The following is a 22929-nucleotide window of genomic DNA, read 5'->3' as shown; positions in this document are numbered from 1 at the left end:
AAGCTACTAGGAGGCCTCTCTCAGGTCGTCCTTATCGCTGCGCGTGCTCTCGGCGTTCTCGGTGCTCTTGGGCGCAGTGCTCTTGCGCTGGGCCGCCTCGAGCTTCTCGCGGATCTGCGATTCGTCCTCGATCGCCTGGATGACCAATCCCCACCACCCCAGGCCATCGTATTCCTCGTAGCCGATGGTCTTGGCGTAGGCGATAATGTGACCATCGTCGTCGTAGTAGCTCCCGCGCACCGCATCCTGGTTCTGCAGCGGATAGTGTTGCCAGAGCATCGACGGATCGGTGCTCGCGATCACGCGGTGCTTGGCGTCGAGGAGGGCCACGGTGCTGCGCTTCTTGTCGCCATCGCTCAGAGTGGGCTCGTCCTCGACGACGCTTCGCCCCTGCTCTTGCCAGTCGAAGTAAACACCCAGGGTGCCGAGCATCTCTCCATTAGGTTCGCCGCCGCGACGCACGCTCGCGCCGTAGGCCAGCACCTGATGGCCGTCGTGGCGTGGGTCGGCTTTCGGGTCGCCCACAACGTATTCGTCGCCACTGCTGGTGGCGCGGGCCCGCTGGAACCAGCGCTCGCCGGAGAAGTCTGCGCCGACCAGCTTGCGGTAGTTGGCGTTCGACACGGCGACGACGCGACCTGCCGTATCCGTGAGCACTAGGTTCTCGTATACCGTGTAGAAGCGGTTGATCATTCCAAGGCGCTTGCCGGCAAAGTCGATCCGTTCGGCCGATGGGTCCGCCAGGGCTTCCCACAGCGAAGGATCCGTCGCCCACCAGCGCACATCGGCTGTGCGCTCGAATAGGTTGCGAACGATCAGTTGCACCAAGACCTGGGCCAGGTCGTGCAGTTTCTCCCCTTCCATCTGTTCGACCAAGCGTTCGGACATGTTCTGACCGAGGCTGATGCGGGCCATCACCTCTTCTTGAAAGCGCTCGTTGGCGGTTGCGGCGTTTCCGGCGAGCTTTTGCACCTCTTCGGCGACCACGCTGAAGCCGCGACCCACCTCGCCGGCGCGGGCGGCCTCGATGGCGGCGTTGAGCGAGAGTAGTTTAGTTTGATTCGCGATGCTCAGGTTGACCTTGGAGAAGGTCTCCACGTCCATCACGACCGATTCCATCACCATGCGCATCGTGCGGGGGGAAGCCTGAAGGGAGGTGACCGATTTCTTCGCCATGCTCGCTCTCGATTGAAAAATCAACGATTTTGAGGTGCGCCTGGAGTGCGCACTAAGCGAGGATTCTGACAGGCGCTGGGGCGGAGCAACGTGAACCAGTCTAGGGTATGTCAGTTCGCCCTGGGTCGATGGCGCTGCTGCCGCTGGCAATCCGCCAACGCCTTCGTGAGGCTGGTCACGAGGGAGGTGATCTGTGCGGTGCTGAGGGCGCTGAAGCCCGCCACCAGGCCGTCGCGGGTTGAGGCGCGGGCGCCATCGTAATGACACAGGGTGGGGAGCAGTACGCCCTGCCCGTGCAGCGCGGCGGAAACATCCGCTGCCGCATGGGGCTGCGGGGGCTCGATGATGGCGTGTAGGCCGGCGTCCAAACCGGTGACTGAACAAGCGGGGGCCGTCTGCGCAAGCGTGTCGGCTAGGGCTCGGCCGAGCTTCGCGTAGTGTTGGCGCATCCGCTCTACGTGCCGCTCGAAGGCGCCGTTGGCGATGAACTCGGCGAGCGCAGCGGTGGTTGGCGTGGGTGGGCTGTACTCGCTGATCGCACGCCAATCGGCCATCGCCTCAATCAACGCCTCGTGGCCGGCGGCGAAGCCGATACGCAATCCGGGAAACATCGTTTTTGAGAAGGTGCCGCAGTAGAGCACCGGTGCATCCGGCCAGGCGGCGAGGGGGGAGAGCGGCGGGACGTCATAGCGGAACTCGCCGTCGTAATCGTCCTCGACGATCAAGGCGCCGTGTTCTCGGCACCAGGTGACTAGCGCGTGGCGTCGGCGCAGGGAGAGTCGCTCGCCGGTGGGAAACTGATGCGAAGGGGTCACGTACACCACGGTGGGTATTGGTCCGTTCGCCAAGGTGTGGACCTGTAAGCCTTCGTCGTCTACCGGTACTTCCTCAATCGTCGCACCGGTGGTGGAGAACACCTGCCTGGCTAATGGATAGCCTGGGTTTTCCACGGCGACGGTGGTGCCCGGTCCCAGCAGCACGCGGCTGGCGAGGTGCATCGCATGGACCGCGCCATTGGTGATGATGATCTGCTGCGGCGTGTAGCGTAGCCCCCGCCGCCTGCGCAGGTAGTGGCAGAGCTGTTCTCGCAGGGAGAGATCACCACGACCGCAGCCGTAGTCTGGCGACGGGGGTGCGTTGGCGGCGAGGGTCAGGCAACGGCGCCAATCCGAGCGCGGGAACAAGGTGGTGGCTGGCCGACAGGGACGCAGATCGAGGATGTTGGCGGCAGGAGGGAGGTCCATGGCGGGGGGTGGCGCGCGGTGGCTGAGGGCCGGTCCGACGTAGGCGTCGCTCGGGGCGACCGGCTGGCGCAGCAATTCGGCGGTGTGGCTGATACGCGTGCCGTCGCCCACGCGCGACTCGATTAGGCCCTCGGCGCGCAACATGTCCCAGGCGGTCTCCACCGTGCCGCGGGCGACCTCCAGGGCACCGGCCAACACGCGTGCCGACGGCAAGCGATCGCCGCCCCGCAGGTGGCCGTCGATCAATAGCTCGCGTATCCGCTCCGCCAAATGCCTCGAGAGGGTCACGTCCTGTGGTCGTGCGTGCCAGTTGAGCTGCGCGAGCAGCGTCTCGTCGGCGCCCATAGCGGGTGGCGTGCTCCCTCGTCGATTGCCGAAGCTGATCACTATAACGCCGCCGGTGAGGATCGGAGTGTGCCGATTGGCCCAACTGGCCCAGTCCGCATTGGCCCAAGTTTGGGCCAGTGCAAATCGGTAGAGTGACCCGATGCAACAAGTGACCGCGATCAATACGCACTGCCCCTGGTCGGGCGATCCCGTGAGCGCGGATTCGATCACTCTGTACCGCCAGCGGGCCGTGGGCTTCTGCAACCCGGGGTGTCGAGATCGTTTCGAGCGGGCCACCCTGCACTTCGACAACCTGCTAGCGCACCCTGAGGGCGGCCCGCCACCTTTCCGCAGTCGGGCAGCGTACAACCGCTGGATGAACGAACGCCTTCTCGGCGTCATCGACGAGCTCACGGACGCGGACTACAGGCGAGACTTGGGCGCATTTTTCCGGTCGATCCACCTCACGATGAACCACCTATTGGTGTGGGACCTGGTGTGGCTGAAGCGCCTGGCAGATCGTTTCCCCGGAGAGTTCGCGCTGGAGCAGCTTCGGTCCCGAGCAATGCCCACGGCGCACGATCAGCAGCTTTGCGCGGATCGGGAGGCGCTTCGCCACGAGCGTACGGCGATGGATGCGGTGCTAATCACCTACGTCGAGGGAGTCAGTGAGGCGAAGGGCGCGCAGATTCTCGAGTACGCCACGCGCGACGGCGATCGCGTGCGTAAACGCGTGGATGGGGTGCTGACCCACCTGTTCAACCATCAGACCCACCACCGCGGTCAGATCACCGCCTTGTTGAGTCAGCTAGGCGTCGACCCCGGCGACACGGATCTTTTGCTCACCCTAGAGGAATATTAGGCGATGACCCCCTATCGCGTGCGTTCCTTTCGCTTCGATCGCCTCCGCTACATCGGTGATCTGCGGCTCAAGTGCTACCGCATCGGTACGTCGGCCGCTGCGCTCAAGGACGCTGGAGCAGAATGCTACGAGCGTGCCCTTGCTTACGTGGGTGATCAACTCCCTACGATCCTGAGAGTCGATGCGTACCCGCACCATGGGCTGGGCTACCTGATCGTTCACATCGGTGCCCAGCGCGTGTGGCTGCTGCTCCACTGGTGGCACGGGGAGGACATCGTGCTTGCCCACCTTGCGAGCGCTCCGCTCGGATCCGGCCAGTTTCGCAGCGAGCGAGGGCAGCCGTTTCATGCCTGCGTGTGGGAGCACGTGGTGATTCACCATGAGCGAGAGGTCTGGGTGCGGCACATGCTGACAACGCAGCCTGATCCCACCGGTTACCTGGAGGATCAGCTCGCCGATGGAGACTACTGATGGGCTGCCGCTCGTGCGCGCCATGGAGCGCGAAGATGTGGGCGAGGCGCTGCTGCTCATGCGCGAGCTGGCTCGCATTGAGGGCTACCTGGCACAGCTGGCCGTGACTGAGCGCGATTTGCTCACCCATGGCTTTGGGCCCACTGCGTGCTTTCAGGCCTTTGTCGCCCAGCGTGAGGCGGGCGCGCCGTTGGACGGGCTCGCGGTGACCTACTTGATTCCCTGGACGTACGATCTACGCCCAACGGTCGTGCTCAAGGAACTGGTCGTCGCCGAGCACGCACGCGGCATAAGGGTTGGCGCCGCACTTCTGGCGCAGGTCGCGCGTTACGCCCTGGCGCGAAGCGCCGCGAGGGTCGCCTGGACCGTTCTGACCGACAACACGCGTGCTCAGCGCTTCTATGGCCGGTGCGGTGCCAAGGCAGATGAGCGATGGCAGAACTGGAGCTTGGACGAAGAGGCGATACGCCAACTGAGTGAATCGGAGCACAGGTAGGCCCGCGTGGGTCAGGCTCGAGTGCGTAGGCGGCGCGCGGCGCGTGCCAGTGCGTGGTCCACGGGTGGAGTACGAGGGGATGTGCCTGCGCATCGCTTTGCGCGATATGGAAATTGCCCCGGTGCGGGATAAGCCGTGGGAGGGTGGGTGAGCGGTTGACAGCTGAGGGGCGTCCATATGTAAGAATGCCCAGCCGATGGCTCGCGTATTCTGACGGTCGAGCTCCGTGAGTCCCTCAGCTAGTGCCCAGCGGTTGCGGTTGTTGCTCGATGTGCCTGCCCGGGAGTGCCACTTAGTGCTGCTTCGTCATCTGCAATACCTCGTGGCGCTTGCGCGCGCCCAGCACTTTGCGCGGGCAGCTGCTTCCTGCGCGGTCACTCAGCCCACCCTGTCTTCTGGCATCAAGCAGTTAGAAGAGGAGATGGGGGTTTTGCTGGTGTTCCGCGGCCAACGATTCGAAGGGTTCACGCCCGAGGGTGAGCGGGTGCTTGGGTGGGCGCAGCGGATCGTCGATGAGTGCGACGGCTTGAAGCAAGAGGCGGCGCGCTTGCGCGGGGAGCTGCAAGGGCAGCTGAGGATGGGCGCCGTGCCCACGGCAATCCCACTGTTGCCGATCCTGCTCAACGCCTACTCGGATGCGCATCCGCGTGTGCGCTTGATCCTGCGTTCGTCCTCGTCGTCGCAAATTCTGAGCGGTATCGAGGCCCACACGCTGGATGCCGGCATCAACTACCTCGGTCTCACGGGAGCATCTAGCGTTCGCGAATTCCCGCTCTTCAGGGAGCGCTACGTGCTGCTCGTCGGAAAGCAGCATGCGATCGCCGAGGCCGGCAAGTTGCCTTGGCGCGATGTGCCCGATCTTCGCTACTGTCTGCTGGCGGCCGAGATGCAGAATCGGCGGATAATCGACGAGACTCTGGCCGCCGCGGGAGTCACCCTAGAGCCGGCCATCGAGACAGACTCTGCCGCGGCCTTGGTGCCTCTCATCAATTCTGGCGAGTGGGCCAGCATCGTGCCGCGCTCCTTGCTTGGCATGTTGCCCGTGGACGGTCAGGTGGTGGCCTTGGACTTGGTGGATCCTGTCGTCGAGCCCGCCATCGGCCTGCTGGTGGCTGCGCGCGACCCGCTCGCACCGGTGGCTGCCGCGCTGGCGGAGCTTGCGCAAGCCCTGGTCACCTTCCCGGCCGACGAGTAGCGATATCGTCTCAAAGCGTGCGCCAGCGCACGCGCTTTTAGCACTCTCGCATGCCGCCGGTCACACGGCGCAGCGCACCATTGAAGCGGCCTATCGCGTGGTTTGATCTTTCACTTAGCCCTACGCGCAGGGAGCCCCTATCGTCACCAGTGCAAAGTCCTAATCGGCATTAGCGGCTCTAGGTGCTCCAGCGCACCGAGAGGCTGCGGCCGCTGCGGCGATGCAATGCAACAATGCTACCGGGGGGGCGGCAGTGAAAAACGACCGAGCGGGACGACGCCAACGCCAGGCGGCGAGCGTGCCCACCACCTACGACTACGCCAAAGTGGCCGCCATCCTCGAGCGTTGGCAGGACGTGCCCGGCAACCTCTTGCCGATCCTGCATGATGTGCAGGAGGCGCTTGGGTTCGTGCCTGCCGACAGCGTGGCGCAGCTCGCACGCGGTCTTAACCTCTCGCGCGCAGAGGTGCACGGCGTGATCACCTTCTACCACGACTTCCGCCAGCAACCTGGCGGTGGACGTACCCTAAAGATCTGCCAAGCTGAGTCTTGCCAAGCCATGGGTAGCCGGCGCCTGACGGCGGACCTCGAAGCTGAGCTGGATTGTAAGCTGGGGGAAACCACGGGTGACGGAGCCGTCACCCTCGACGCCGTGTACTGCCTCGGTATGTGTGCCTGTTCTCCGGCAGTGATGATCGACGAGGAGCTGATCGGCCGGGCGACACCTGGCGACGTCCTCGCCCGCTTGTTCGACGCCTCGACGGGGGAGGACTCGTGAGCACGCCGAGCATCACCGTCTACGTGCCCGGCGATGCGGGCGCCCTCGCCCTGGGCGCCGACGCCACCGCCAAGGCGCTCGCGGCAGAGGCGGACCGTCGCGGGCAGTCGATGCGGGTGGTGCGCAACGGCAGCCGAGGTATGTTCTGGCTGGAGCCGATGGTGGAGGTAGCCACCGCCCGAGGACGCCAGGCCTACGGTCCGGTTCGCGCCGCGGATGTAGCTGGCCTGTTCGATGCGGGCTTCCTGGACGGTGGCGACCATAGGCTTGCCCTCGGTCTCACCGAAGAGATTTCTTGGCTTAAGCAACAGGAGCGCCTGACCTACGCGCGCGTAGGTATCACGGACCCCCTATCGCTTGAGGACTACGTGGCCAATGACGGCTACAAGGGCCTCGAGCGCGCCTTGACCCTCTCGCCCGAGGAGATTGTCGATGAGGTGACGCGCTCGGGACTGCGCGGTCGCGGTGGCGCCGCGTTCCCCACGGGAATCAAGTGGAACACGGTGCGCGGCGCCGAGGCCGAACGCAAGTACATCGCCTGCAATGCTGACGAGGGAGATTCGGGCACCTACAGCGACCGCATGATCATGGAGGGTGACCCGCTCGCGCTCATCGAGGGCATGACCATCGCCGCACGGGCCGTGGGCGCTGACTACGGCTACGTCTACCTACGCTCCGAGTACCCGCACGCCATTCGCACCCTACGGGCGGCGATCGAGATTGCCCGCGAGGCCGGTTGGCTGGGAGAGAAGATTCAAGGATCGAGCACGAGCTTCGACGTGGAGGTGCGGGTCGGCGCCGGCGCCTACATCTGCGGCGAGGAGACCTCGATGCTCGACTCCCTAGAGGGCAAGCGCGGCATGATTCGACCGAAGCCGCCGCTGCCCGCACTGAAGGGCTTGTTCGGCATGCCCACGGTCGTCAACAACGTCATCTCCCTTGCCAGCGTACCGATCATTCTCGATAGGGGCGCCAAGTACTACGAGGACTACGGCGTCGGCCGGTCGCGCGGCACGCTACCGATCCAGCTCGCCGGCAACCTGCGCACGCCGGGTCTGGTAGAGAAGGCCTTCGGAGTAACGCTGCGCGAGCTCATCGATGACTTCGGCGGCGGCACGGCGAGCGGTCGACCAGCGCGGGCAGTGCAGGTGGGCGGCCCCCTCGGTGCCTACTTCGACGAAAGCCACTTCGATCTGCCCCTCGACTACGAGGAGTTCCAGAAGCACTTCGGCATCCTAGGTCACGGCGGCGTGGTGGTCTTCGACGACACCGTGGACATGGCTGAGCAGGCGCGCTTCGCCATGGAGTTCTGTGCCATTGAGAGCTGCGGCAAGTGCACGCCCTGTCGGGTGGGGTCGACGCGCGGCCGCGAGCTGATCGAGAAAATCATGCGCAGCGAGGACGTCGATGCGAACCACGCCCAGCTGCTCAAGCTCTGCGACGTGATGGAGAACGCGAGCCTGTGCGCCCTGGGCGGGATGGCGCCCCTGCCGGTGCTGTCGGCCCTGCGCCAGTTCCCGCAAGACTTTGGCATTGCCCCGAGCGAGGAGCCTGCTCATGTGGAATGAAGTTAGAAACCTTCGCGAGGGCGTTGACTACGGCACACCGCCGCGCGAGGGAAAGCCCGTCACCCTCACGGTGGACGGCGTGGAGGTGACGGTGCCCGAGGGTAGTTCCGTGATGCTCGCGGCAACCGAGGCCCAGCGCGAAGTGCCGAAGCTGTGTGCGACGGATATGCTCGAGTCCTTCGGTAGCTGTCGCGTATGCCTAGTGCAGATCGAAGGGCGTCGCGGCACGCCGGCCAGCTGTACGACCTTGGTGGAAGAGGGCATGGTGGTCAGCACGCAGTCCGAGCGCCTGACAGAGCTGCGCCAAGGCGTGATGGAGCTCTATCTATCGGACTTTCCGGAAGCGGAGATCCCAGACGGGTGGAGCGAATTCCACAGGTCCCTCGAGCAGATTGGCGTGGAGTCACACAGATACGGCGAGGGGCAAACGCACGTTGACCTCACCGTAGACCAGTCCAACCCCTACTTCTTGTTCGACCCTGCCAAGTGCATTGTCTGCAGCCGCTGCGTGCGCGCATGCGAGGAGGTGCAGGGCACCTTCGCCCTGACGATTCAGGGCCGCGGCTTCGATTCGAAGGTGGCGGCGAGCCAGGACCAACCGTTCATGGAATCCGAGTGTGTGAGCTGCGGCGCCTGCGTGCAGGCCTGTCCTAGCCATGCCCTGGTCGAGAAGAGTCTGTTCCCCGGAGGATACGAGCGTGCCTAATCCGCGCAAGCCGGAGCGAGAAGTCGTCACTACCTGCGCCTACTGCGGCGTAGGCTGCGGTTTCAAGGCCGAGACCATCGGTCACGAGATCGTGCGCATGACACCCTGGAAGGAAGGCAAAGCCAATCACGGCCATAGCTGTGTCAAGGGCCGCTTCGCCTATGACTACTGGCAGCACCCCGACCGCATAATCTCGCCGATGATCCGCCAGAGCATCGACGATCCCTGGCAAGAGGTGAGCTGGGAGGAGGCCTTCACCTACGCTGCCTCGGAGCTCAAGCGCATCCAGGCAAAGTACGGCCGCAAGTCTGTGGGTGCGGTCTCCAGTTCGCGCTGCACGAATGAGGAGATCTTCCTCATGCAGAAGTTTGCGCGTGCCGTCATGGGCAACAACAATATCGACAACTGTGCGCGAATCTGCCATTCGCCAACGCAGTTCGGCATGTCCGCCACGGTGGGGTGGGGTGCCGCCAGTCAGCACTTCGACTCCGTGCTGCAGGCCGATGTGATCATGGTCGTAGGCGCCAACCCCACGGAAGGCCATCCGGTGTTCGGTTCGGCCATGAAGCGTCGTATCCGCCAGGGGGCCAAGCTGATCGTGATCGACCCGCGGCGCACGGAGACCGTCGACAGCCCCCACTGTCGCGCCGACGTGCATCTGCCCTTACGGCCGGGCACGAACGTGGCGGTCTTGAACAGTATCGCTCACGTGATTGTGCGAGAGAATCTCCACGATCCCGAGTTCATTCGTTCGCGCTGTGAGTGGGAGGAGTTCGAGCACTGGGCCGAGTTTGTGGCGAGCGATGAGTACGCGCCTGAGAAGGTGGCGCAGATCGCCAACATCGATGCTGAAGACATCCGTCGCGCTGCTCGGATCTACGCGGGCGGCCCGCGCAGCACCATCTACTACGGCCTGGGCGTCACGGAACACTCCCAGGGCTCCACCGGCGTGATGTGCCTAGGCAACCTTGCTTTGGCCTGCGGCATGTTCGGACGCGACGGGGTGGGCGTGAACCCCCTGCGCGGCCAGGGCAACGTGCAGGGTGGCAGCTGCCTCGGCAGCTGGCCGCACGTGTTCAGTGGCTATCGCTTCGTCACCGACGACGCTACGCGCGAGAGCTTTGAGGCGGAGTGGGGCGTGAAGCTCGACGGCGAGCCCGGCCTGCGCCTGCCCAACATGTTCGATTCGGCCCTCGCCGGCCACTTCAAGGGTATGTACATAATGGGTGAGGACCCGGTGCAGTCCGATCCGAACCAGAACCACATCATCGCCGCCATGCGCAACATGGAGTGCGTGATCCTGCAGGACCTGTTCCTGAACGAAACCTCCAAATACGCTCACGTCTTCCTGCCCGGCTCCTCCTCCCTAGAGAAGGACGGCACCTTCACTAACGCCGAGCGTCGTATCAGTCGCGTCCGCAAGGTGACCGAACCTCTAGCGGGCTATCAGGATTGGGAGGTGACGGTAGAACTCATGCACGCCATGGGTTACGAGGTGGAGTACACCCACTCGGGAGAGGTGCTCGATGAGTTAGCCCGGCTGTCACCGGCCTACAGCGGCGCCAGCTTCGATCTGATCGAACGGGTTGGCTCGGCCCAATGGCCCGTGGACGTGAATGCTCCGGAAGGCACCCCTGTGTTGCACAGAGAGAAGTTTCCGCGCGCCAACGGCCGCGGCACCTTCATGCTCACGGGCTTTGTGCCTACGCGTGAGCGGGTGAGCGAGCTATACCCATTGCTGCTCACCACGGGGCGCATCCTCAGCCAGTACAACGTGGGCACCCAGACCCGGCGCACGGCCAACTCCCATTGGCATCCGGAGGACGTGCTGGAGATGGCGCGCGACGACATGGATGCGCGCGGTCTGCAGGACGGCGATTGGACCCAGGTCAGCAGCCGCTTCGGCGCCACCCGCCTTCGCGTCAAGGAGTCGACGCGGGTGAACCCGGGCGTGGTCTACACCACCTTCCACCACGCGGTGACCAAGGCCAACGCGCTCACGGGAGATCAGTCTGATTGGGCGACCAATTGCCCGGAGTACAAGGTGACCGCGGTAGATGTGTGGCCGGTCGAGATTGGCGAGACGCCGTCGCCGAACAAGCAGGGCGAAGGTGAGCGAGCGTTGGAGGAGGTGTCCTGATGGCGAGGGTCGAGGAAGGTGTGGCTGCTGCGTTGACCAACGCTGCGCCCAAGGATGAGGTGATCGAGATGGGGCAGCTAGTCGCTATGGCGAACCAGATCGGGGACTTCTTCTCCCCCTACCCCGCGGAGCGCGCGCTGGAGGGCCTTCGCAACCATTTCCGCTGCTACTGGGATCCTCGCATGCGCGACGCCCTGCTCCAGCACATCGATGGCGGGGCTGAAGGGCTGCAGGAGCGCGTGATAGAAGGCGCCCTAATGCTGCGCGAAAGCGACGCGGAGAAGGCCGGCTATTACGGTCCGCCGAAGGCCTGAGCGACGCGGTCATTCAATCGCCCGAAGGCTCTTTCTGCGATGGGGCGGGCACCGGCCAGGCCCCTCGGGGCCGCCCCTCGCGCTTGCGTTCCAAGCTGATGAGATCCCACGGGGACCATCCGATCAAGATGCCGAAGGTATGTGCTAACCTGTCAAGAATTAAGATCTGCCCACCGTCCACCTAGGGTCCCTCTGCCTACTGACGCGGGGACAATCGCGCGATCGAAGCACGCTTTGCTCTTTACCCCGGGGTACCGGTGGTGCGAGCAAGGCACGCAGATGCGATGGCCGAAGAAGGCCTTCGGCCTCATCAACCTGGCAGCAGACGAGGCGTTGCTCGCGAGGGTACACGCCTTCGGGTCTGCCCGGGGGAAGCGTCCGCGGCGTTGCATCGCCTGCCAATGGCGATGCTATTGGCTGCGCGGCGCGCCTTGCTGACGCTGCCCCTACGCAGACTGAGCGTTACCTCATTTACCAAGCGGCCCACTAGCGCCACCAGATCTCAAGGTTTAACGGAAGTATCTACAGTATGCCTAACTCCATGATCTCCACCGCTCATCGTCTGCTCACCTTACTCGCCCTCGCGACACTCGCTCACGGCGTGGCCCAGGCCCACGGACCCACTCGCCAGAAAGTTAGCGAGTCCGTCGAGATCGACGCGCCACCCGCCGAGGTTTGGGCCGTGGCAGGCGACTTCCAGTCCGCGGATACGTGGTTGCCCATGGTCGATAGCAGCACGGGCGAGGGTGGCAATGACGAGGGCGCCACCCGCACGCTCGTGGTCGGCGGCGGCGCCGGTGAAGTCAACGAAGTCCTCAAGCGCTACGATGACGAGCGGATGATCCTAAGCTATCGAATCCCGCAAGCTACTCATGACATTAGTGTGCTACCGGTGAGCAACTACTCCTCCACGATTTCCGTCCGCGCCAACGACTCGGGCGGCAGCACGGTGACCTGGCGAGGAGCGTTCTACCGCGGCTACATGAACAACGATCCACCTGAGAACCTCAACGATGAAGCGGCGGTGAATGCGGTCTCGGGTCTGTACAAGGCAGGGCTTGCCGGCCTGAAGGAGTACGTAGAATCGCAGCGCTGATCACCCTGCGCTCAAGGCCGGCGCCCGCCGCCCGCGGCGCCGGCCTCGCCTGCGGACTCGCCCTCGCATGCTTCGTCAACGATGCGACGATGGCGGCGCAGGGCAACGCCCGCGCGTTCATCACCAACCAGAGCGGTGACAGCGTCAGCGTCATCGACACGGCGACCGGAATCACGCTGCAGACCCTGACCATCCGAGGCAAGCCAGCCGGCGTCGCCGCCAACCACAGCGGCACCTCCGTCTATGTCACCAGCACTGAGGGCGTCGCCCTCACGCGAATCGATGCCCAGGAGCTCACCATCGCAAAGCGGACCACGCTTGGCAGCGGCCCACTTGCCGTTGCGACCCATCCGAAGCGCGATGAGGTGTACGTGGCGGACTGGTACGACGACGTGATCACGATAGTTGACGGCGCGACGCTGACGCCCCGAAGCCGTCTGCGCGCAGGTCGCTCCCCCTCGGGACTGATCACCAACCTTGCGGGTACGCGCCTGTACGTGACCAATCGAGACGGCGACAGCGTATGGGCCTACGATCTGGCGACCCGTATTCGCACTGCGACCTACCCCACGGGCGAACGCCCCTTCGGCCTGACCATCGATCAGGCAGACCGCACCTTGTACACGGCCAACGTCGCCAGCAACGACGTGACCGTGATCGACCTGCAGACAGGTCGCGTTCGCGCGACGATCCCGGTGGGTGAGCGCCCCTACGCAGTCGCGTTAGCGGGTCAGGACACACGTCTTTTCGTCACCAACCAGTACGAGGATACGGTGAGCGCGATCGATACGACCACCCTCGACACCCTCGCTGTGATCGAGGTTGGCGAATACCCAGAGGGCATCGCCACCCACCCGGATGATCGACGAGTGCTGGTCGCCAATTGGTTTTCCAACACGGTATCCGTGATCGACGCGCAGACGCTCGAGGTGGTCGACACCTGGGATGCGGGTGACGGTGCGCGGGCCTACGGCGAGTTCATCACTCCCCTCTTGCCCCCTAGCGACTGAATTTCCTCCCAATTCTCGCCGCCTAGGTCGGACTCTCCACTCTCGACAGGTCGAAATCGATTCGATTAGACTCAGGTGCCTTTCTGATGCGTGCAATCGCATCATCAATTTCCCTGATGAAAGGCAGACGGCCTGATGCACGTAACGTTGCGACAACTGAGCATCTTTGCCTCCGCGGCCAAGCACGCGAGCCTCACCCGAGCGGCCGAGGAACTACACCTCACGCAACCTGCCATCTCGATGCAGGTGAAGCAGCTGGAAGACTCGGTTGGCATGCCGCTCTTCACGCGTAACGGCAAGCACATCAAGCTCACGGAAGCCGGCGAGGAGATGAATCGCTACGCGCTGGCGATCACCCGCAAGGTGCGCGAGATCGGCCAGGTCATGGACGATCTCAAGGGCCTGCGCCGTGGCACCCTGCGCGTGGGCACGACCACCACCGTCGGCATGTTTGCCACCCGCGCCGTCGCCAGCTTCTACAACCGTTACCCCGGCGTAGCGGTCAACCTGGAGGTCACCAATCGACGCGCTCTGCTGGAGTTGCTGGAAAACCGAGAGATCGACGTCGTGCTCATGGGCTACCCGCCTGAGGACCGCAACCTCGATGCGACGAGCTTTCTCGACAACCCCCTCGCCGTGGTCGCCCCCTACGAGCATCCCTTGCGCGACCGCAAGGCCGTGAACCTGCGCGAGCTCGCCGATGAACCTTTCCTGCTGCGCGAGCCCGGATCCGGCACGCGCACCACCATCGAGGGCCTGATGGAGGCGAAGGACGTAAAGCTCAAGAGCGCGCTCACGATGACCAGCAACGAGGCGATCAAGCAGGCGGTCGAGGCAGGCCTTGGCATCGCCATCGTTTCCGAACACACGATTGGCCTGGAACTCGAGGCCAGTCGCCTGTGCAAATTGCCCGTCCGAGGCTTCCCCGTGTTGCGCAGCTGGTTCGTTGTACACCCGGCGGACACGCGCTTATCCGCGGCGGCATCGGCCTTTAAGGCGATGGTGCTGGAGAATCCCGAGCTCCTGAACTCCCAGTCGAGCCCAATCACGAGGGTGGCAGGCACCGGCTCCCAAGCGCCGAGACTCCCCGCTGGCGAGCCAGAGTCCATCGATGTGCTCAGCACCCCTGCGCCCGCCGCGGCGAGCGCCCGCCCTCGCTAGTGTCCTGAGTTAGAAGTTCGTTAATGAATTCGCGTTACCCGCGTACTTTTCAACGAACTTCTGGGACAGCACACGAGGCCACCTTTCTCAAGGATCTCGTTCGCTGAGCGGACGCGGCGCGCTATCGTCCTCGAGCAGCAACCGCTGCGCCGGCGCCTCCAGATCATCGTACTGGCCACTCGTGAGCGCCCACACTAGCACTGCTATGGCCGCTGCGCCGAGCACTACTGCCAGAGGGATCAGGAGAAAGAGGATGCTCATGATGCGGGCAAGCGCCGTAAGCGCAGTGCATTGCCCACCACCACGAGGGAACTGAGCGACATCCCGATGGCGGCGAGCCACGGTGGCACCAGTCCCATCGCTGCCAGCGGCAAGGCGGTGAGGTTGTAGAGGATCGCCCACCCGAGGTTCTGGCGAATCAACCTCACGGTGCGCCGTGCGTGATCGACGGCCTGGGCCAAGGGCGACAAGGCATCTCCAAGCAGCACCATATCGGCGCTCACCTGTGCCAGATCGGTACCGCTCGCCAAAGCGACGGAAACATCAGCGCCAGCGAGCACGGGCGCATCATTGATGCCATCGCCAACCATCAGGGTTCGCTTACGCGCGTCCTGCAGTCGCTGCACGAGATTCAACTTATCCTGAGGGCTCATTCGGGAGCGGACCTGAGTGACCGCCAGCTGACGCGCGACGCTCTCTACCGCCCCGGCACCATCACCGCTGGCGATCACCGACGTTAGGCCACGCTGGTCAAGCTCTCCCACCAGCGCGGAGGCATCCTCGCGCACGGCATCGACCAGGACGAAGCAAGCGCGCTGCCCCAGCTCATCGCCAAGCCAGATCTCGGTGCCGCCAGGGTGTTGCAGCTCATCGCGCAAGGAAGGTCCGGCCGCACACGACGACAGTGCGGCGATGAAATCGGCCCGACCGATCCGCAGCAGGCAACCGTCGACCCGGGCCTCGATGCCCGCGCCCACCACATTGCGCACGTCCTCGCTCTGGCGCGTATCGCGCCAGGCTCGAAACGGCTCGGCCAAGGGGTGAGCAGAATGCGCCTCCAATGCCGCCGCCAACCCTAGCGCCTCCTCATCGCTCTTAAAGGCCCCGTCCAGACGAACGACCTGCTTCACCGCCGGCGTCGCGCGGGTGAGTGTGCCGGTCTTGTCGAAGATGACCGTATCGACTGTGGCCAGGGTCTCGATGGCGCTTGGACGTGTGACCAGCAGGCCGCGGGAAGCCAATGCCGAGGTGGCCGCGGCCAGCGCCGCAGGCGTGGCCAAGGACAGGGCGCAAGGGCAGGTCACCACGAGCACCGACAGCACGACGGGCAGCACTCGTGCGGAATCGACCTGCCACCAGACGGCGCCGACCAACAGCGCCACGAGGAGCAGCGCGAGCACGAAGTGACGGGCCACCCGATCGGCCAGACTCGCCATCGGCGGACGCTCGGCGTCGGCCTTGTCCATCAGGCGTTCGATACGCGCCAAGGTGGTTTGCTCGCCCATCGCCGTGACTTGTAGATCAATACTTCCGTTAAGCAAGTTCGTACCGCCGAACACGGTGCTATCGAGCCCGCGCATCTGCGGCACGGATTCCCCCGTCAACATGGCCTCGTCCACTTCACCGCCGCCAGCCACCACGGCACCGTCTGCAGGCACCACCTCCCCCGCGCGCACGCGCACCCGATCCCCCGCGCGCAGGGCCGCACGCTCGAGGGGACTCTCGCGTCCATCCGGGTGAATCAACATCGCTGCGTCCGGGAGCAAACGCGCCAGCGCCTCACGACGCTCGCCGGCACGGTGGCGCACGGCCATCTCCGCATAGCGGCCGAGGAGTAGGAGGAAAATCAGCATCACGACCGAATCGAAGTAAGCGTGGGTGGCGCTAGGTACGAGTTCGGCGGGCCCCAACATCACCCATACGCTCCAAGTGAAGGCCAGCCCTATCGCCAAGGCCACGGGCACGTCCATACCCGGGACGCCGCGGCGTAAACCGCGCCAGGCGGCATCGAAGAAGGGTTGCCCCGAGAACAGCACCACGGGCGTTGCGACCAGCAAGCTCACCAACCCGAGCAGGCGATCGATCGCGGGGTCGATGCCCTGAAACGCCCCGAGGTACCGCGCCAAGGAGTACATCATCACCTGCATCATGCCGAGGCCGGCAACGCCCAGGCGGGCCAAGGCTATGCGCCGCTCACGGAGCAGCGGATCGACGCTAGGGGCATCCGGCGCCACGACCGTGGGGGCGAACCCAAGCCCGTCGAGCACGCGCAACAGCTCACCGAGACGAAGCTCCGCCGGGCGTAGGGCGATCACCGCACGGCCCGTCAGGGGGGTCACGACGACGCGCTGGATGCCGAGCAGCGTGCCTAGCCGCTGCTCGATGCGCCACACGCAGGACGCACAGTGCACATCGCGCAGATCGAGGCGAACCTCGTAGACCTCATCGCTGACATTGGCGTAGTAACGCTCGGCCACCTCCGGCCGATCGTACAGCGCGAACTCCTCCCGCAACGGGCGTTTATCGCCAGCCGGGCTGCCCGAGCCCACCGTGTCCTGAACGCTAACCATCGCGGACGTTACTCGGGCGTCGAAGACACGCCGCGTCGCTCCGCCCCGGCGCCTGTCCCGTCCGCCGCTTCGGCCACCGCCGCCTCCGGGTAAGCCGAACGCACCTCACCGTACGGTCGCATGGCGGTCTGCGCCTCGGCCGGCGCGCGCAGCACCACCTCAGGGTTCGTGATCGCGAGCCAGATAGTGAACATGCAGGCCACCACGGTCGTGCCGGGCAAGGCGATTAGAAACCAGGGCCAAAACTGGCGGTACCAAGCCTTCGGCAAGATCTTCGCCTGCGCATTCGCAACCGCTGTACTCGTCATTCCATTCTCCTCGCGACAATCGACTCACCTAACGGCGCTAACGCATCCGCCTGAGCCACCTAGCTAGTGGGCCGCTTGGCAAATGAGGTGACGCTCAGCGAGTAGCACGGGCGCCATCGCGGCGTTGCATCGCTTTCGCTTGCCAATGGCGATGCCATTGGCTGCGCGACGTGCCCTGCTGACGCTGCCCCTACGCGGACTGAGCGTCACCTTACTTACCAAGCGGCCCACTAGGGCTCGGAAGGACCCAAGAAGCGTGTTGTCTCGACGCGGTTGATACGCTGGTCGTCGAGCGCTTCAAAGGACAATTCCAGCGCCACGGACGTTGTGGTGAGGTTAGCTGCGGGCACTTGCAGGCGCATCACCACGGTTTGCACGCCACCCGCAGGGACCTCGATGGGCTCGGCTGGCTGCACTACGCGCGCACCCTCGATACCAAGCGCCTCGATTCGGTACAGGTGTATCTCATTGTCCATGTTCATTAGGCGCAGCTGGTAGACGTTCTCGATCGCCGCCCCCGGCACCTCGCGGTACAGCGCGTTGCGATCGCGCATCACATCGACGATCAGCGGCGTGCGGCCGAGCAAGGACACGAGCACAGCGGTGGTCACGCCCACGATCAAGGCGGCGTAGGCCACCACGCGTGGACGCAGCAGGCGCGCCTTACCCCCGCTCGCCAGCGCCCGGTCCGTGGTGTATCGCACCAATCCGCGCGGGTAGTGCATCTTGTCCATGACCTGATCGCACACATCGATGCAGGCAGCGCAGCCGATACACTCGTACTGCAGCCCGTCACGGATGTCGATCCCCGTGGGGCACACCTGCACGCAGAGCTGGCAATCGATGCAACTGCCTAGGCCCGCTCGAGCAGGATCTTGACCGCGGCGGCGACTGCCGCGCGGCTCGCCTCGCACCTGATCGTAGGAGACGATCAGGGTGTCGCGATCGAACATTGCGCTTTGGAAGCGCGCATAGGGGCACATGTACTTACATACCTGCTCGCGCAGAAATCCCGCATTGCCCCAGGTCGCTAACCCGTAGAGTCCGATCCAAAACCACTCCCAAGGCCCCAGCGCGAAGCTGGTCAAGTTCGCGGCCAGAGAACGCGCCGGCGTGAAGTAGCCGACGAAGGTGAAGCCGGTAAACAGCGCGAGCAGGATCCAAGTCAGATGCTTGGCGCCCTTACGCAGCATCTTGTCCCTGTCCCAGGGCCTGGCATCCAGCTTGCGACGACGGTTCGCCGTGCCTTCGAACACGCGCTCCACCCACATGAACATCTCCGTCCACGCGGTCTGCGGGCAGGCGTAGCCGCACCACAGGCGTCCGGCGACCGCGGTAAAGAAGAACAGCGATAGGGCGGCGATGAGCATCAGCGCCGATAGGTAGATGAAGTCCTGGGGCCAAAAGGTCAGGCCGAACACGTGGAAGCGGCGCGCCGGGAGATCGAACAGCAGAATCTGTTGACCATCGATACTGATCCAGCAGGTCAGGTAGAAGGCCCCGAGCAACACCTGGGCCGATACGGTCCGCAGGCGCGCGAACAGACCGTCCACCTCTCGCGGGTGGATCTTCTCGTGGCGGAAGTACATGTCGCCGCTAGCAGCCGCTTCTGCTTCCAACCGCTCACGGCGCGGGATGTCGCGAAGATCGATAGACACTTCCAGCCCGCCCTCGGTCAACCCTGCCACGCTTGATGATTTGCTCACCTGGGGATGCCTCAGTCTGGGACTCGCCCGGTCGCTTGTTCCCGCGCATCACGTCGAGAACTGCGAATCAGCAGCACGCTTAATCCGCCGGCCACGATGCCGACGCCCCAAAAGAACAAGAACCCGACGCCGTAGCCGGTCGCACGATCGATGTGATCAATCAGCTCACTGGCGTTGGCGAGACGCCCGGGATCGACGATCGCAAAGGCGAGCAAGGACGCGGCACACGCGGCAAGGAAGCTCGCCCAGCCCACCGCAGCCACGTCCGCCATTGCTCGGGTCATACGCGGCGGACGAGTGGGGCGAAGAGCGCCTGGCAGCTGGGAGGGGGGGGCGCCGCCAGACGCCAATCGCTCACTGCGCACCATGGCCTGCGTAGACCGATTGGGTTGCTTGCGCCTGGCCTACGGCGGCACTCAGCTCACCCGCCTTGCCGAGCTGGTAGACGTAAGCGGCCACGAGGCGTACCCGATCCTCGCCGATCAGCGGAGTGTGGGCCGGCATCATGCCGTTACGACCGTTGGTGATCGTCTGCGTAAGTACGCCGCGCGAGCTGCCGTAGAGCCAAGTCTGGTCGCTGAGATTGGGCGCGCCGAACAGCGGGTTGCCCTCTGCCTTTGCACCGTGACACGCCGCGCACATCATGTCGAAGCGCGACTTGCCGGCGACTGCCATCGTCCCCTCGTGATCCAAGCCGCTCAGACTCCTCACGTACTCGACCACTTCAGCCACGCCGTCCTCGCCAAGTGCCGCCCCCAACGCTGGCATGGCGGCACTGCGGCCATGGCTGATGGTCTGCAAGATCGTCTCCGGATCACCCCCCCACTGCCAATCCGCATCGGCCAGGTTAGGGAAGCCACGTGCCCCACGACCGTCTGAGCCATGACAGGTGGTGCAGTTGTTGATGAACACGGCCTCGCCCAGCTTTAGCGCTTTCTCATCACTAGCCAACGTGGCGACATCAACCCCGGCGTACTGGGCGTAGATCGGCCCGTAACGCCCTTCAGCGGCCTGAATCTCCGCTTCCCATTGCCCGTCAGAGCTCCAGCCGAGCAGACCACCGACGCTGCCGAGGGAAGGGAATAGCAAGACGTACACCAGGGTGAAGACGATGGTGATGTGAAACAGGTTCAGCCACCAACGCGGCATGGGGTTGTTCTTCTCGCGCAGGTTCTCATCCCACACGTGGTCCGTGACCTCTCCAGAGGCCACCTCGTCGGGACGGGACTTCGACGTCCACCAGATCAGCCACCAGCACGCGAGCACGTTGACGATAGTGATCGCAGCGACAAACAGGGTCCAGAAGGTCGACATGACTCAGCTCCCCATTAGCCTGGCGCCCGACTCGGGCGCCTTTCGGTCTTCCTCTAGGGGCATGCGGGCGGCATGCTCGAAGTCCGTCTTGCGGGTGAAGAACACCAGCCAGACGATCAGACCTACGAATGCCAGTAGCAGTATCCCAGTGAGCAATCCGCGAAGGGTGCCGATATCCATCAGTGCACCTCCCCGAGGCCAGCCGTGGCCGCCTGTTGCGCCGCCTGCGCCTGGGCTCGCTGGCGCATGAGCACGCCGAGCTGCTGTAGGTAGGCCACTAGGGCGTCCTGCTCGCTCACGCCCTCGAGGGTCGCTGCCGCCCCATCGATCTCCTTGTCGCTATAGGGATGGCCTAGGGTACGCAGGGTGCGCATCTTGCTCGCAACGAAGTCACCGTCCACCTGCTGGCGCGCTAGCCAGGGGTAACCCGGCATGTTTGACTCCGGCACCACATCGCGCGGGTTGTTCAGGTGCACGCGATGCCACTCATCACTGTAACGACCGCCCACCCGCGCCAGGTCCGGACCAGTTCGCTTGGAGCCGAACTGGAAGGGATGGTCGTACACTGCCTCACCGGCTACCGAGTAGGGCCCGTAGCGCTCGGTCTCGCTACGGAAGGGGCGCACCTGCTGGGAGTGGCAAACGTAGCATCCTTCGCGCACGTAGACATCGCGACCGGCGAGGTGCACGGGGCTGTAAGGCCTCAGCCCTTCGATAGGCTGAGTCACCTCCGACTGGGCGAACAGGGGCACGATCTCCACCAGGCCGCCCGCACTGATCACCAGGGCGATGAGTACCGCCATCACCCGGATGTTTCGCTCAACTACTTCGTGACTCATCAGTGTGCTCCTGCCGGCGCCTGCACCATTACGGGGGCAGGCTTCTCTTCACGGATCGTCATCCAGACATTCCAGACCATGATCAGCATGCCGCCGAAGAACAGCGCGCCGCCAAGCAGGCGCAGCGCATAGAACGGATAGGTGGCCTTGAGAGATTCGACGAAGCTCCAGACCAAGTTGCCGTTCTCATCCACCGCGCGCCACATCAGGCCCTGCATGACACCGGCGATCCACATGGCGACGATGTAGAGCACGACGCCGATCGTGGACAGCCAGAAGTGCACGTCGATGGCCTTCAGGCTGTACATCTGCGTGCGATTGAACAGGCGAGGAATCAGGTGGTAGAGCGCACCGATGGTCATCATGGCTACCCAACCTAGGGCGCCGGAGTGCACGTGACCGATGGTCCAGTCCGTGTAGTGTGAGAGCGCGTTCACCGTCTTGATGGCCATCATCGGGCCCTCGAAGGTGGACATGCCGTAGAAGGAGAGCGAGACGATCATGAACTTGATGATCGGGTCCGTGCGCAGCTTCTCCCAGGCGCCGGACAGGGTCATGATACCGTTGATCATGCCGCCCCATGACGGCGCTAACAGCAGCAGCGAGAACACCATGCCTAAGGACTGAGCCCAGTCCGGCAGCGAGGTGTAATGCAAATGGTGGGGGCCTGCCCACATGTAGATCGAGATGAGGGCCCAAAAGTGCACGATCGACAGGCGGTAGGAGTACACCGGCCGCTCGGCTTGCTTAGGAACGAAGTAGTACATCATGCCGAGGAAGCCGGCGGTCAGGAAGAAGCCTACCGCGTTGTGGCCATACCACCACTGCACCATGGCATCGACCACGCCCGAGTAGATCACGTAGGACTTGGTCCAGCTCACGGGCAGGGCGAGGTTGTTGAAAATGTGCAGCACGGCCACGGTGATGATGAAGGCACCGTAAAACCAGTTGGCCACGTAGATGTGTTTGACCCGCCGCTTGGCAATCGTGCCAAAGAAGACCACCGCAAAGCACACCCATACCAAAGCGATCAGCAGGTCGATCGGCCATTCGAGCTCGGCGTACTCCTTACTCTGGGTAATGCCCAAGGGCAGGGTGATTGCTGCGGCCACGATGACGGCCTGCCAGCCCCAAAAGGTAAGCTCCGCCAAGCGGCCGCCGAACAGCCTCGCGTGGCATGTGCGCTGCACGACGTAGTAGGCGGTAGCGAACAGTGCCGAACCGCCGAAGGCGAAAATCACCGCGTTCGTGTGCAGCGGACGCAAACGGCCAAAACTCAGGTACTGAAGATCGAAGTTCAGGGCAGGCCAGTACATCTGAGCGGCGATGAAGACACCCACCGCCATGCCTACAACCCCCCAGGCAACCGTCATCAACGCGAACTGACGCACGACGCGGTCATTATAGGTATCCACTGCACTGCTCATCGGTGAGCTCCGCTTGCCAATAGTGGTGTGGTGCACCCGGGCCATCTGGACAAAGGGCCGGGAACACTGACAGAGATTCTGACTTGCGGGGCAGACACCTGGCAGTAGCACTAGCCCCAAAACGGCTAGCGGAAACTACCTATTCGGTAGGTAAGGCACGATACTTGGAAAGAGTCGAAGTGCGGCGCGAGCCCGATCGAGGTGAGCGCGAAGGCCCGCGT

At 64.1% G+C, this 22929-nt stretch carries 20 protein-coding genes and 2 pseudogenes; 11 read left to right on the top strand and 11 right to left on the bottom strand.

Annotation, left to right across the window (positions count from 1 at the left end; all coding sequences use genetic code 11):
- Positions 1 to 6 precede the first annotated feature (6 nt).
- Positions 7 to 1176, bottom strand: a complete 1170-nt coding sequence (locus AAGA68_11055; GenBank protein ID MEM9385589.1) for a methyl-accepting chemotaxis protein — start codon at positions 1174 to 1176, stop codon at positions 7 to 9.
- Between the two features lie 110 nt (positions 1177 to 1286).
- On the bottom strand, positions 1287 to 2765 hold the full coding sequence (locus AAGA68_11050) for a PLP-dependent aminotransferase family protein (protein MEM9385588.1): 1479 nt from the start codon (positions 2763 to 2765) through the stop codon (positions 1287 to 1289).
- 142 nt (positions 2766 to 2907) lie between these two features.
- Between AAGA68_11050 and AAGA68_11045 the strand changes: the two genes are divergently transcribed.
- From AAGA68_11045 to AAGA68_10995, 11 genes and pseudogenes are all read left to right on the top strand, one after another.
- The gene (locus AAGA68_11045; protein ID MEM9385587.1) at positions 2908 to 3609 is read left to right on the top strand and encodes a DinB family protein; all 702 of its coding nucleotides are present in this window, start codon (positions 2908 to 2910) and stop codon (positions 3607 to 3609) included.
- Between the two features lie 3 nt (positions 3610 to 3612).
- Positions 3613 to 4080, top strand: coding sequence for a hypothetical protein (locus AAGA68_11040; GenBank protein MEM9385586.1), 468 nt, complete (start codon positions 3613 to 3615; stop codon positions 4078 to 4080).
- Positions 4067 to 4576, top strand: a complete 510-nt coding sequence (locus AAGA68_11035; protein ID MEM9385585.1) for a GNAT family N-acetyltransferase — start codon at positions 4067 to 4069, stop codon at positions 4574 to 4576. Before AAGA68_11040 ends, AAGA68_11035 begins: the two co-directional genes overlap by 14 nt.
- 295 nt (positions 4577 to 4871) lie before the next feature.
- A complete protein-coding gene (locus tag AAGA68_11030; protein ID MEM9385584.1) occupies positions 4872 to 5771 on the top strand; it encodes a LysR family transcriptional regulator in 900 nt (299 codons plus the stop codon).
- A 253-nt stretch (positions 5772 to 6024) separates the two neighbouring features.
- A complete protein-coding gene (locus tag AAGA68_11025; GenBank protein MEM9385583.1) occupies positions 6025 to 6549 on the top strand; it encodes a formate dehydrogenase subunit gamma in 525 nt (174 codons plus the stop codon).
- Positions 6546 to 8117 carry an NADH-ubiquinone oxidoreductase-F iron-sulfur binding region domain-containing protein gene (locus AAGA68_11020; protein MEM9385582.1) on the top strand — a complete coding sequence of 524 codons (1572 nt, stop codon included), beginning with the start codon at positions 6546 to 6548 and terminating at the stop codon, positions 8115 to 8117. The genes AAGA68_11025 and AAGA68_11020 overlap by 4 nt, the downstream gene beginning before the upstream one ends.
- Positions 8107 to 10963, top strand: a pseudogene (fdhF, locus tag AAGA68_11015) (formate dehydrogenase subunit alpha). The gene AAGA68_11020 and the pseudogene fdhF overlap by 11 nt, the downstream one beginning before the upstream one ends.
- Entirely contained in the window at positions 10963 to 11277 is a 315-nt protein-coding gene (locus tag AAGA68_11010) for a formate dehydrogenase subunit delta (GenBank protein ID MEM9385581.1), read from the top strand. The pseudogene fdhF and the gene AAGA68_11010 overlap by 1 nt, the downstream one beginning before the upstream one ends.
- A 529-nt stretch (positions 11278 to 11806) precedes the next feature.
- Positions 11807 to 12373 carry an SRPBCC family protein gene (locus AAGA68_11005; protein MEM9385580.1) on the top strand — a complete coding sequence of 189 codons (567 nt, stop codon included), beginning with the start codon at positions 11807 to 11809 and terminating at the stop codon, positions 12371 to 12373.
- An 89-nt stretch (positions 12374 to 12462) separates the two neighbouring features.
- On the top strand, positions 12463 to 13383 hold the full coding sequence (locus tag AAGA68_11000) for a YncE family protein (GenBank protein ID MEM9385579.1): 921 nt from the start codon (positions 12463 to 12465) through the stop codon (positions 13381 to 13383).
- Between the two features lie 135 nt (positions 13384 to 13518).
- Positions 13519 to 14544 carry a LysR family transcriptional regulator gene (locus AAGA68_10995; protein MEM9385578.1) on the top strand — a complete coding sequence of 342 codons (1026 nt, stop codon included), beginning with the start codon at positions 13519 to 13521 and terminating at the stop codon, positions 14542 to 14544.
- 87 nt (positions 14545 to 14631) lie between these two features.
- On the opposite strand, the gene ccoS is transcribed toward AAGA68_10995, so the two are convergent.
- The 9 genes and pseudogenes from ccoS to ccoN form a co-directional block, all read right to left on the bottom strand.
- Complete coding sequence (gene ccoS, locus AAGA68_10990) at positions 14632 to 14805, bottom strand: cbb3-type cytochrome oxidase assembly protein CcoS (protein ID MEM9385577.1); 174 nt, start codon at positions 14803 to 14805, stop codon at positions 14632 to 14634.
- Positions 14802 to 17114, bottom strand: a complete 2313-nt coding sequence (locus AAGA68_10985; protein ID MEM9385576.1) for a cation-translocating P-type ATPase — start codon at positions 17112 to 17114, stop codon at positions 14802 to 14804. Before AAGA68_10985 ends, ccoS begins: the two co-directional genes overlap by 4 nt.
- Positions 17115 to 17278: 164 nt before the next feature.
- Positions 17279 to 17383, bottom strand: a pseudogene (locus tag AAGA68_10980) (FixH family protein).
- Between the two features lie 269 nt (positions 17384 to 17652).
- On the bottom strand, positions 17653 to 19128 hold the full coding sequence (gene ccoG / locus AAGA68_10975) for a cytochrome c oxidase accessory protein CcoG (protein MEM9385575.1): 1476 nt from the start codon (positions 19126 to 19128) through the stop codon (positions 17653 to 17655).
- 11 nt (positions 19129 to 19139) lie between these two features.
- The gene (locus AAGA68_10970; protein ID MEM9385574.1) at positions 19140 to 19400 is read right to left on the bottom strand and encodes a hypothetical protein; all 261 of its coding nucleotides are present in this window, start codon (positions 19398 to 19400) and stop codon (positions 19140 to 19142) included.
- An 82-nt stretch (positions 19401 to 19482) separates the two neighbouring features.
- Positions 19483 to 20442 (bottom strand): cytochrome-c oxidase, cbb3-type subunit III, encoded by a 960-nt coding sequence (gene ccoP, locus AAGA68_10965; protein ID MEM9385573.1) that lies wholly within the window; start codon positions 20440 to 20442, stop codon positions 19483 to 19485.
- 3 nt (positions 20443 to 20445) lie between these two features.
- Positions 20446 to 20622 carry a CcoQ/FixQ family Cbb3-type cytochrome c oxidase assembly chaperone gene (locus tag AAGA68_10960; GenBank protein MEM9385572.1) on the bottom strand — a complete coding sequence of 59 codons (177 nt, stop codon included), beginning with the start codon at positions 20620 to 20622 and terminating at the stop codon, positions 20446 to 20448.
- Entirely contained in the window at positions 20622 to 21281 is a 660-nt protein-coding gene (gene ccoO / locus AAGA68_10955) for a cytochrome-c oxidase, cbb3-type subunit II (protein ID MEM9385571.1), read from the bottom strand. Before ccoO ends, AAGA68_10960 begins: the two co-directional genes overlap by 1 nt.
- Positions 21281 to 22708 (bottom strand): cytochrome-c oxidase, cbb3-type subunit I, encoded by a 1428-nt coding sequence (ccoN, locus tag AAGA68_10950; GenBank protein ID MEM9385570.1) that lies wholly within the window; start codon positions 22706 to 22708, stop codon positions 21281 to 21283. The genes ccoO and ccoN overlap by 1 nt, the downstream gene beginning before the upstream one ends.
- Between the last annotated feature and the right edge of the window lie 221 nt (positions 22709 to 22929).

It is taken from the genome of Pseudomonadota bacterium (assembly GCA_039193195.1).
In the GTDB taxonomy this organism is placed as follows: Bacteria; Pseudomonadota; Gammaproteobacteria; order Steroidobacterales; family JBCBZW01; genus JBCBZW01.
Note: the sequence above shows the minus strand (reverse complement) of the source record. Positions and strands in the feature narration are given on the sequence as shown.